The following is an 11,041-nucleotide window of genomic DNA, read 5'->3' as shown; positions in this document are numbered from 1 at the left end:
CGCTACACCTCCAGCAGGGCACGGCGCCGGAGCGGGCGCACGAACAGCTCGGCGAGGTCGCCGGCCTGCTCGTAGCCCTGCACCGGCGTGAACAGCAGCTCGATCGACCACTTGGTCGACAGCCCCTCCGCCTCCAGCGGGTTGGCGAGGCCGAGGCCGCAGACCGTGAGGTCCGGGCGGGCCGCCCGGCAGCGGTCCATCTGGTCGTCGAGGCTCTGGCCCTCGGTCACGCGTGTGCCCGCGGGAAGCCACTCGATCTCGGCGGCGAGATGTCCCCGGTGCAAGTAGGGCGTCCCGACCTCCACGAGCTCCGCGCCGAGTTCCCGGGCGAGGAAGCGGGCGAGCGGCACCTCCAGCTGCGAGTCGGGGAAGAAGAACACCCGCTTGCCGCCGAGCTTCTCGCGGTGGGGCGCGAGCGCGGTCTCGGCGCGGGCCCGGCCCGCGGCGGTCGCCCGGTCGAACGCCTCCCCGGAGACGCCGAACGCCTCGGCGGCGGCCCGCAGCCAGCCGGTGGTGCCCTCGGCGCCGAGCGGGAACGGGGCCGCGAGCCGGCGGGCGCCGCGTTCCTCGAGGGCGCGGGCGGTCTCGGTCAGGAAGGGCTGGGCCAGCAGGTAGCGGGTGCCGCGCCCGACCGCCGGCATGGCGCCGGCCCGGCGGGCGGGCAGGAACCGGACATCCGCGATGCCCATCGCGGCGAACATCCGCAGGAACTGGTCCTCCACCACGTCGGCCAGCGCCCCGACGATCAGGAGCGACGACGCGGTTGCCTCTGCCTCGCGGGGCAGGTCCGGCACCAGCGCCGCGAGGCAGGCATCCTCACCTTGCGTAAAGGTCGTCTCGATGCCGGAGCCCGAATAGTTCAGCACCCGCACGGGGGCGAGGCGGCCCGACAGGCGCTGCGCCGCCCGGGACAGGTCGAGCTTGATCACCTCGGACGGGCAGGAGCCCACGAGGAACAAAAGCTTGATGTCGGGCCGGCGCTCGATCAGCCGGGTCACCACCCGGTCGAGCTCCTCGTTGGCGTCGGCGAGGCCGGCGAGGTCGCGCTCGTCGATGATGGCGGTGGCGAAGCGCGGCTCGGCGAAGATCATCACCCCGGCCGCCGACTGGATCAGGTGCGCGCAGGTGCGCGAGCCGACCACGAGGAAGAACGCGTCCTGGATCTTCCGGTGCAGCCAGACGATGCCGGTGAGGCCGCAGAACACGGCCCGCTGGCCGTGCTCCTGGCGCAGTTCGATGCCGCCGCAGGGCGGCGGGTGGGCCAGGGGGGCGTTCATGGCAGCGCCTCCGCGAGACGCGGTGCGCGGCTGCCGGCCCCCTCCAGGCGCGCGGCCCGGAGCTTCAGAAGGAACTGGGCCGCGTTGACCACGTAGGTCGCGTAGGCCGCCAGCGCGAGGAGCAGCAGCGCCTGCCCGCTCAGGGCGCCCGTCGCGAGGGCCGCGAGGTAAGCGGTGTGGAGGGCCAGCACCAGCATGCTGACCACGTCCTCCCAGAAGAAGGCGGGTGCGAAGAGCCACCGTCCGAACACGACCTTCTCCCAGATCGAACCGGTGACCATGATTGCGTAGAGGGCCACGGTCTTCACGACGACCGAGATCTCGGCCGCGCGCGCGCCGTCACCGGTGGCCAGGGCGCGCAGCACCAGGGCGAGACTGATCAGGAAGATCGCGAACTGGAGGGGCGCCAGAACCCCCTGGACCAGGGTCCAGGGCGAGGAATCGCGCCGGCGCCGTTCGGCGGGCGTGTAGAGCGGTCGTGCCGGCCGGTCCTCGGGACCCATGCATCCGCTCCCTGCTGGTCGGCGGCGCCAGAGGCTCCGTCGTTGACAGAGGCTAGGGCGGGGGTCCCGGAAGTGTCAAGTGCGCTTGACGCTTCTGCGGTATGACACGGGGAGGGATATTTTTCTTCGAATAAGATCATTGCCAAGATGGCCAGGAAGCGTATCGTCAACTGAGACGGCAGAGATTGCCGCCGTTTGGCTTGTCAGATCCAGGAACTGGCGGACGCGAAGAATAGACGGGCGAGCAACGCCACACCGAGCAGGCGAGCGGATCCGCCGGCCCTTCCGGGCCGGGGTCGTCTCAGGGAGGATGCCGATGGGAAACTGGAGGCATTTCGGTGGCCGTCTTGATTACGGTCCGTCCGCGGCCGGCTGCAGCCCCGTGAGCGATGGTCTTCCCGTGTTCCGCGACACTGCCCTCGGTTGGTCCGACCTGCACAGGCCCGTCCCGGACGCGCTCGCCAAGGTCGTCGAGGCGGAGATCCTGCCCCGCCTGATGCTCGCCCACCGGCCCGCCGGCCGCGCCGTCCCGGCGGACCGGGCGCCGAGCGCGCGGGAGATCGCCGATTTCAGCGCCCTGCTCCTGGCCGCCGGCCCGGTCGACCTCGACGCCCGGGTGGACGCCCTGCGCGACGGCGGCCTGCCGCTCGCGCGCCTGCTCCTCGACCTGCTCGCCCCGGCGGCCCGGCATCTCGGCGCCCTCTGGGAGGAGGATGCCTGCGACTTCCTGGCGGTGACCGAGGCCCTCGGGCGGCTCCACGCCGTGAGCCGCCGCCTCTGCGCCGAGCTGGAGAGCGAATCGGTCCCGGCCAACGGGCGCAGCGTCCTGCTGCTGCCCTGCCCGGGCGAGACCCACGTCTTCGGCCTGTCCCTGGTCGCGAGCTTCTTCCGGGAGGCCGGCTGGGACGTGACCACCGCGGTGCCCGGGCCGGGGGTCGACCCCCTGGACCTGCTCCGGTCGGACTGGTTCGACGTGGTCGGCCTGTCGCTCTCCTGCGACGTCCTGCTGCCGGTCCTGACGGCGACGGTGGCGGAGGTGCGCCGCGACTCGCGCAACCGGGACGTCCGGGTGCTGGTCGGCGGCCCCTTCTTCGCGCGCCACGGCGGCGAGGCGGGGATCGTCGGGGCGGATGCCTGCGCGTCGGACGCGTGCCTCGCGCCCGCTGCGGCGGAAGCTTTGCTGGACAGACAGGCATTGGCCTGCTGAAAAGGCCTCAAACCGACTATCACATTGCGGTGACCGTGACCCCTCAGCCCCGCCCCTCCCCGCAGTCGCCGCCCGCGGCCCTGCAGCAGGTGGCCGGCCTCCTCCAGGGCGAGGCGGTCGGGCGCATCGTCGCGGCGTCCGCGGACCTCTCCCTGGTGATCGACGCCGACGGGGTGATTCGGGACGCCGCGGTCGGCGCCGACCTCGCGGCCGAGACCGTGGCGGGCTGGCTGGGCCGGCGCTGGATCGACACCGTCACGGTGGAGAGCCGCCCGAAGATCGACGCCCTGCTGCGGGATGCCGGGACCGAGGGCATCACCCGCTGGCGCCAGGTGAACCACCCCTCGCCCGACGGCGCCGACCTGCCGATCCGCTACGCGTCGATCCGGCCCTCGGAGGGCGGCCCGATCCTCGTGCTCGGGCGCGACATGCGGGCGGTGGCGGCCCTGCAGCGCCGGCTGGTCGAGACCCAGCAGGCCCTGGAGCGGGACTACGACCGGCTCCGCGCCGCCGAGACCCGCTACCGGCTGCTGTTCCAGATCTCCGGCGAGCCGGTGCTGGTGGTCGATGCCGGCACGCGCCGGGTGGCCGAGGCCAACCCGGCGGCGGCGCGCCTCCTCGGGCGCCCGGCCAAGCGCATCGCCGGGCAGGACGCCGTCGAGCTGTTCGACCCCGCCAGCACCCGGACCCTGGAGGCCCAGTTCGCCGCCCTGCGGGCGACCGGGCAGGCGGGCGAGATCCGGGCGGCGCTCCAGCACGGGCGCGGCGAGGTCACGGTCTCGGCCTCGCTGTTCCGGGGCGAGGGCGGCGCGAGCGCCCTGCTGCAGCTGGCCGCCGACCCGGCGGCCGCGGCGGCCGGGCCCGACCAGGAGGCGCCGACCGCCGCGGTGATCGAGGCGATGCCGGAGGGCTTCGTGGTCACCGATTCGGCGCGGCGGGTCCTGATGGCCAACGCCGCCTTCCTGGAGCTGGCGCAGCTCGCCACCGTGGGCCAGGCCCGCGGGCGCACCCTCGACCACTGGCTCGGCCGCGACGAGACCGAGGCGCAGGCGCTGTTCGCGACCCTCGTCGACCACGGCGCCGTGCGCCGCTTCGCCACCGTCGTCCGCGGCGCCTACGGCGGCATGGAGGACGTGGAGGTCGCCGCCGTGTCGGTGGCCGGGACCCGCCCCTGCTTGGGCTTCGCCATCCGGTCGGGCCCGCGGCGGATCGCCGAGGGACGTCCCGGGGTCGGTCGGGAGGTGCCCCGCTCGGTGGAGCAGATGACCGAGCTCGTGGGCCGGGTCTCGATGAAGACCCTGGTGCGCGAGACGACGGACCTGATCGAGAAGCTCTGCATCGAGGCGGCGCTGCGGATCACCCGGGACAACCGGGCCTCGGCGGCCGAGATGCTCGGCCTGAGCCGGCAGGGCCTCTACGCCAAGATGCGCCGCTACGGCGTCGGCGACCTCGACGGCCCGGTCGAGGAGGCCTGACGGCCCCCGCCCCGGGGCGCGGCCGGCCGCGGGTCCCGTCCGGTTCATCCCCGCCCGGCCTGCCGGAGCCCCGCGCGGGCGCGCCGCGTCGGCCCGGAACCCGGTGCCGGAACCGGGTGCCTGAGCCGGGCGCCGAGTGGCTCGAGGATCCCGGAATCGTGCTCGCGTCCGAGGGGCGCCGGGAGCGCCCGGGGCGCCGCCGGAGCGCCGCCGTCGCGCCGGGACCCGCCCGCGCCGGGCGGGTCCGCCGCCGCGGTTCCCAGGTGTTTCGGATAATGTATTTCTGGGCCACCGCTGTATTGATCCGACAAACGTCGCGCACACGTGGTCGCGTCGTGTAAATCTGGCTTGACACTCGGGCGGGCCCCGTTAGCCTCCCGCCATGACCGCTACGCCCGCCCCGAGCGCAGTCATCGAGCTGCTGAAGCCGCTCACGTGGTTCGCGCCGATGTGGGCCTTCGCCTGCGGGGTCATTTCCTCGGGCCAGCCGGCCAGCGGCCAGTGGCCGGTGATCGCCGCCGGCATCCTGCTGGCCGGCCCGCTGGTCTGCGCCACCAGCCAGGCCGCCAACGACTGGTTCGACCGCCACGTCGACGCGATCAACGAGCCGGACCGGCCGATCCCGTCCGGGCGGATCCCGGGCCGCTGGGGGCTCTACCTCGCCCTCGCCTGGACGGCCCTGTCGCTAGCGGTGGCCGCCGCCCTCGGGCCCTGGATCCTCGGGGCCGCCCTGTTCGGGCTCGCGCTCGCCTGGGTCTACTCGGCGCCGCCCGTGCGGCTGAAGCGGAACGGCTGGTGGGGCAACGCCGCGGTGGCGCTCTGCTACGAGGGTCTGCCCTGGTTCACCGGCGCCGCCGTCATGGCCGCCGCCCTGCCCGACCGGCGGGTGCTCCTGGTGGCGCTGCTCTACGCGGCCGGCGCCCACGGCATCATGACCCTCAACGACTTCAAGTCCGTGGAGGGCGACCGGCGGATGGGGCTGCTGTCGCTGCCGGTGCAGATGGGCTCCGCGCGCGCCGCGCGCTTCGCCTGCCTGGTCATGGCCCTGCCGCAGGTCGCGGTGATCGCGCTCCTCGCCGGCTGGGAGCGCTACTGGCACGCCGGCCTCGTGGCGGCGCTCCTCGCCGGCCAGGTCGCCCTGATGGCCCGGTTCCTCGAGAATCCCCGGGAGCGGGCGATCTGGTACAACGGCACCGGCACCACGCTCTACGTCCTCGGCATGCTGGTCGCGGCCTTCGCGCTGCGCCCGCTGGTGGGAGGCGCGTGATGGGGATCGAGTCGCGCGCGCGCCGTACGGGGGCTCTCGGTTCCTCCGCTGCGCAGCCGGTTTCAGGGCCGGGCGCGGGTCCCCTCTCCCGTGCGGGAGAGGGGGCGCGTCGCGGTTCTCGTGGGCGGGTGCCCGAGCAGCCTGGCGCGGCCGACGGCCTGGGCTGGCCCCAGATCGTCCGCCTCGGCCTCGTCCAGACCGCGCTGGGCAGCGTCGTCGTGCTGATGACCGCCACCCTCAACCGGGTCATGGTGGTGGAACTGGCGCTCCCCGCCTTCGTGCCGGGCCTGCTGGTCGCCCTGCACTACGCCGTGCAGGTCCTGCGCCCGCGCTGGGGCTACGGGTCCGACCGGAGCGGCCGGCGCACCCCGTGGATCGTCGGCGGCATGGCCGCCCTCTGCCTCGGCGGGTTCGGCGCCGCCTGCGGCACCGCGCTGGCGGCCGAGAACCTCGCCCTGGGGCTGGCGCTCGCCGCCCTCTCGTTCCTGTGCGTCGGCATGGGCGTCGGCGCGGCCGGGACCTCCCTCCTGGTCCTGCTGTCGGGCGGCGTCGCGCCGGCCCGGCGGGGCGCGGCCGCCACCGTCGTCTGGGTGATGATGATCGTCGGCTTCGCCGTCACGGCGCCGCTCGCCGGGCACTTCCTCGACCCGTTCTCCGGCCCGCGGCTCGTCGCGGTCTCGGGCACGGTCTCGCTCGTCGCCTTCGGCGTGGCGGCGCTCGCGCTCGCCGGTGTCGAGCGCCGCCTGCCGGTCCGGGCCCCCGAGCCCGCGGAGGCCCGCCGCCCGTTCTTCACCGTGCTGGCCCGGGTGCTGGCCGACCCCGTGGCCCGGACCTTCACGGTCTTCGTCTTCGTGTCGATGCTGGCCTACAGCGCCCAGGAGCTGATCCTGGAGCCCTATGCCGGCCTCGTCTTCGCGATGACCCCCGGCGCCACCACCAAGCTCGCCGGCCTCCAGCACGGCGGCGTGCTCGCCGGCATGCTGCTGGTGGCGGCGGTGACGCTCCTCGCCCGGGGCACCGCCCTCGCGTCCCTGCGGCTCTGGATCGGGATCGGCTGCGCCGGCTCGGCCGCCGCCCTGTTCGCCCTGGCGAGCGGCGCGGCGGCGGGATCGGACTTCCCCCTGCGCACGACGGTCTTCGCCCTCGGGGTGGCCAACGGCGCCTACGCGGTCGCCGCCATCGGCTCGATGATGGCGCTCGCCGGCCGCGGCGACGCGCGGGAGCGCGGCACCCGCATGGGCGTCTGGGGCGCCGCGCAGGGCGTCGCCTTCGGCGCCGGCGGCTTCCTCGGAGCGGTGGCGGTCGACGCCGTCCGGCTCGTCACCGCCGAACCCGTCCAGGCCTACGCGGCGGTGTTCGCCGCGGAAGGGCTGCTGTTCCTCGTCGCGGTCGTCCTGGCGGCCCGGCTCGACTCAGCCCCGGCACCGGACCCGGTGCCGCTCGATCCTGCCTTCAGCGCGAGGTGAGGCCATGGCCCGGTTGGACGACGGCGGCCCCGGCCGCGACAGCTACGACGTCGTGGTGGTCGGCGGCGGGCCGGCCGGCGCCACGGCGGCGACCGACCTCGCCCGGGCCGGCCACGCGGTGCTGCTCCTCGACAAGCCCGGGCGGATCAAGCCCTGCGGCGGCGCGATCCCGCCGCGGCTGATCCGCGACTTCGCGATCCCCGACGCGCTCCTCGTCGCCAAGATCCGCTCGGCCCGGATGGTGGCGCCGAGCGGCAAGACCGTCGACATGCCGGTGGGCGAGGGCTTCGTCGGCATGGTCGACCGCGAGCATTTCGACCCGTGGCTGCGCGCCCGGGCCGCGGAGGCCGGCGCCGACCTGCGCGCGGCCGCCTTCGAGCGGATCACCCGGCCCGACGACGGGCCGCCGCTGGTCCACTTCACCACCGGCGCGGGGACCGGCCTCGCCCGCCACGCCGTCCGGGCGCGCCTCGTCGTCGGCGCCGACGGCGCCTGCTCGCCGGTCGGCCGCGCGGAGGTGCCGGGCCACGCCAGGATGCGGCAGGTCTTCGCCTATCACGAGATCCTCCGGGTGCCGGAGGCCGGCGCCCCCGGGGCCGGGTCGGTCGAGGCGACCCGCTGCGACGTCTACTACCAGGGCCGCCACTCGCCGGATTTCTACAGCTGGATCTTCCCCCACGGGGACACGCTGAGCATCGGCACCGGCAGCGCCCGGAAGGGCTTCTCCCTGCGCTCCTCGATCCGCGCTCTGCGGGTGGCGACCGGCCTCGACGGGGCCGAGACCGTCCGGCGCGAGGGCGCCCCCCTCCCCCTCAAGCCGCTGAAGCGCTGGGACAACGGCCGCGACGTGCTGCTGGCGGGCGATGCCGCCGGCGTCGTCGCCCCGGCCTCCGGGGAGGGCATCTACTACGCGATGCTGGGCGGGCGCCTCTCCGCCGAGGCCGCCGCCGCCTTCCTCGAGACCGGCGATGCCCGGGCGCTCGGGCGCGCGCGAAGACGGTTCATGAAGCTGCACGGGCGCGTGTTCTGGATCCTCGGGATGATGCAGTGGGTCTGGTACCGCAGCGACGGTCTGCGCGAGCGCTTCGTCTCGATCTGCCGGGACAAGGACGTCCAGCAGCTCACCTGGGACAGCTACATGAACAAGGAGCTGGTCCGCGCGAAGCCCGCCGCCCACGCGCGGATCTTCTTCAAGGACCTCGCCCACCTGTTCCGCTGGGTCTCGCCGTGAGCCTCGGCCTCGCCGATCTCGGGCCGCCCGCGGTGGCCGCCGCCGCCGCCGTGCTGGTGGCCGTGGCCGGCGGCCTCGCGACCACGACGGACACGTGGTACCGGCGCCTGCGGGTCCCGGCCTGGAAGCCGCCGGACTGGGCCTTCGGGCCGGTCTGGGCGGTGATCTTCGCGCTGACCGCCACCTCGGCGGTCCTCGCCTGGAGCGGCGCGGCCGACCCCGTCGCCCGGGGCGTGCTGATCGCCGCCTTCGCGGTGAACGGGGTGCTCAACATCGCCTGGAGCGTGCTGTTCTTCCGGTTCCGCCGGCCCGACTGGGCGCTCGCCGAGGTCGCGGCCCTGTGGCTGTCGATCGCCGTGCTGGTGCTGGTCACCGGCCGGATCTCCGTCGCGGCGGGCCTCATGAACCTGCCCTACCTCGCCTGGGTCAGCGTCGCCGCCTGCCTGAACCTGCGGATCGTGCGCCTCAACGCGCCCTTCGGGGAGCCGGCGTGATGGAGCCGCCGCTCGCCGCCGCCCTCGCCGCCGCCTTCGCCTCGGGCCGGATCGTCGACGGGATCCTCCTGCTCGTCGCCCTGGAGGCCCTCGTCCTCGCCTGGCTCAGCCGCCGGGGCGGGCCGCCGCTGCCGTCCCTGCTGGCCACGCTCGCCTCCGGCGCCGCGCTGATGCTGGCCCTGCGGGCGGCGCTGGCGGGGGCCGGCTTCGTCGCGGTCGCCGGGTGGATGCTCGCCGGGCTCGCCGCCCATCTGGCCGATCTCGGCCTGCGCTTCCGGTCCGCCACGGCACATCGCCGCAGCCCGGCGCCGCCCGGAACAACGCCCCGAACGGCCGCGTTCACGCGCGTCACAAATCTCAAACAGCTCTAAACTCGGGATGGGAGACGCGGCATGCAGCGCACGAGAGCCCTCTCCTCCGGCCGCCTGCCGCCGATCCGGACGGCGCCGATCCTGGGGAGCCTGTTCCTGGTGAGCCTGTTCCCGGCCGCGCCGGCGCTGGCGCAGGACGGGTCGGCCGACCAGATCGCGCGCGGCAAGTATCTCGTGACCATGGGCGACTGCGCGGCCTGCCACACGGCGCCGGGCGGCAAGTACCTCGCCGGCAACTACGCGCTGAACATGCCCTTCGGCGTGATCATGACCCCCAACCTCACCCCCGACAAGGAGACCGGCCTCGGCAACTGGAGCTACGCCGACTTCGACCAGGCGTTCCGGCACGGCTACAGCAAGAACGTCGGCTACCTCTACCCGGCCTTCCCGTTCGGCTGGTTCACCAAGGTCACCGACGAGGACACCCAGGCGATCTGGGCCTACCTGCAATCGGTCCCGGCCGTGAACGAGAAGCGGCAGGAGAGCCAGATCCCGTTCCCGTTCAGCGTCCGCACGGCGCTGGTGACGTGGCGGACGGCCTTCTTCACCGACGAGCGCTTCAAGCCCGACCCGAAGGCCAGCGCCGAGGTGAACCGCGGCGCCTACCTGGTGGAGGGCCTCGGCCACTGCGCCATGTGCCACAACGAGAACAAGCTCGTCGGCAATTCGAGCTTCGCGGGCCGGTTCGGCGGCGGCGTGATCGACGGCTGGTACGCCCCCAACATCACCCCGGACGGCCACCAGGGCATCGGTGCCTGGACCGACGAGCAGGTGGTGACCTACCTCAAGACCGGCACCGCCCCGGGCGACCGGCCGGGCGTCGCCGCCGGCCCGATGCGCCAGACCATCATGGAATCCCTCTCCAAGGTGAAGGAGGAGGACCTCAAGGCCATGGTCGCGTACCTGCGCACCGTGCCGGCCAAGCAGACCTACAAGCCGAAGGACCTCACGGCCTTCGACACGCCCGACGCGCCGGGCGCCTCCACCTACCTGACCTACTGCTCCTCGTGCCACCAGCCCGACGGCAAGGGCATCGAGGGCGCGGTCCCGGCGCTCGCCGGCAACACCTCGGTCCAGTCCGACGGGCCCGAGACGGTGCTGCGGGTGATCTACGGCGGCCTCGCCGCCCAGAGCGGGCTGGCCCCGATGGTGGCGATCGGCCAGCAGATGACCGATGTCGAGGTGAAGAACGTCACCGACTACATCCGCAATTCCTGGGGCAACAGGGCGCCGCCGGTGACCGGCGACAAGGCCTCGGAGGCGCGCGCCGCCACCCGGACCATGCTGGCCGGCACCGCCCCCTGCGCGGAGATCGAGCAGGACAAGCTCAAGGCCGCCTTCGAGAAGCTCGGCATCCAGGCGAGCCTGACCGGACTGAAGCAGCAGGACTTCGTCCCGACCCTCGCCCGGCTGGTCCAGCAGGTGAAGGCGGAGCCGACCGGCGTCACCGACGACGACATCGTCAACGGCCTGACCACGGCCTTCTGCAAGGTCGGCCGCGACGACCCGCAATACGGCAAGCCGAGCTGGCCCGCGGTGATCGGCACCTTCGCCAACGTCGCCTACAGCCAGGTGAAGCACCCGGAGAAGCAGGCCGCCAACGTCCCCTCCGCCACCACGCCGCCGGCCAGGAACTGAGGCGCCGCCGCGCGGCCCCGGCAGGCCGGGGCTGTCGCGGCCGGATCGGGCGGAACGGATGAAACCGTGTGCCGTTGGAGCCGGGACGTGCCTACCTCGCGCCCGGAGTCCC

10 protein-coding genes are annotated in these 11,041 nt (G+C 74.1%); 8 read left to right on the top strand and 2 right to left on the bottom strand.

Going from position 1 to position 11,041, the window contains the following annotated elements; all coding sequences use genetic code 11:
- Window positions 1-2 precede the first annotated feature (2 nt).
- Together ME121_RS20090 and bchF are read right to left on the bottom strand one after the other, a co-directional pair.
- Window positions 3-1,277, bottom strand: a complete 1,275-nt coding sequence (locus ME121_RS20090; protein WP_053621343.1) for a ferredoxin:protochlorophyllide reductase (ATP-dependent) subunit N — start codon at window positions 1,275-1,277, stop codon at window positions 3-5.
- Window positions 1,274-1,780, bottom strand: a complete 507-nt coding sequence (bchF, locus tag ME121_RS20085; protein WP_012318830.1) for a 2-vinyl bacteriochlorophyllide hydratase — start codon at window positions 1,778-1,780, stop codon at window positions 1,274-1,276. The genes ME121_RS20090 and bchF overlap by 4 nt, the downstream gene beginning before the upstream one ends.
- Before the next feature lie 316 nt (window positions 1,781-2,096).
- Here bchF and ME121_RS20080 point away from each other — a divergent pair, with 316 nt between their 5' ends.
- From ME121_RS20080 to ME121_RS20045, 8 genes are all read left to right on the top strand, one after another.
- Window positions 2,097-2,987, top strand: coding sequence for a cobalamin B12-binding domain-containing protein (locus ME121_RS20080; protein WP_043073611.1), 891 nt, complete (start codon window positions 2,097-2,099; stop codon window positions 2,985-2,987).
- Window positions 2,988-3,016: 29 nt separating this feature from the next.
- Complete coding sequence (ppsR, locus tag ME121_RS20075; RefSeq protein ID WP_012318832.1) at window positions 3,017-4,462, top strand: transcriptional regulator PpsR; 1,446 nt, start codon at window positions 3,017-3,019, stop codon at window positions 4,460-4,462.
- Between the two features lie 382 nt (window positions 4,463-4,844).
- Window positions 4,845-5,729 (top strand): chlorophyll synthase ChlG, encoded by an 885-nt coding sequence (chlG, locus tag ME121_RS20070; RefSeq protein WP_012318833.1) that lies wholly within the window; start codon window positions 4,845-4,847, stop codon window positions 5,727-5,729.
- Complete coding sequence (locus ME121_RS20065; RefSeq protein WP_244633182.1) at window positions 5,729-7,195, top strand: BCD family MFS transporter; 1,467 nt, start codon at window positions 5,729-5,731, stop codon at window positions 7,193-7,195. Before chlG ends, ME121_RS20065 begins: the two co-directional genes overlap by 1 nt.
- 4 nt (window positions 7,196-7,199) lie before the next feature.
- Window positions 7,200-8,426 (top strand): geranylgeranyl diphosphate reductase, encoded by a 1,227-nt coding sequence (locus ME121_RS20060; protein WP_012318835.1) that lies wholly within the window; start codon window positions 7,200-7,202, stop codon window positions 8,424-8,426.
- A complete protein-coding gene (locus ME121_RS20055) occupies window positions 8,423-8,920 on the top strand; it encodes a TspO/MBR family protein (protein WP_012318836.1) in 498 nt (165 codons plus the stop codon). Before ME121_RS20060 ends, ME121_RS20055 begins: the two co-directional genes overlap by 4 nt.
- Window positions 8,920-9,291 (top strand): hypothetical protein, encoded by a 372-nt coding sequence (locus ME121_RS20050; protein WP_012318837.1) that lies wholly within the window; start codon window positions 8,920-8,922, stop codon window positions 9,289-9,291. The genes ME121_RS20055 and ME121_RS20050 overlap by 1 nt, the downstream gene beginning before the upstream one ends.
- Window positions 9,292-9,312: 21 nt before the next feature.
- Window positions 9,313-10,929, top strand: coding sequence for a c-type cytochrome (locus ME121_RS20045; protein WP_059409494.1), 1,617 nt, complete (start codon window positions 9,313-9,315; stop codon window positions 10,927-10,929).
- Window positions 10,930-11,041: the final 112 nt, after the last annotated feature.

The organism is Methylobacterium sp. ME121, assembly GCF_000974725.1.
GTDB classification, from domain to species: domain Bacteria; phylum Pseudomonadota; class Alphaproteobacteria; order Rhizobiales; family Beijerinckiaceae; genus Methylobacterium; species Methylobacterium radiotolerans.
Note: the sequence above shows the minus strand (reverse complement) of the source record. Positions and strands in the feature narration are given on the sequence as shown.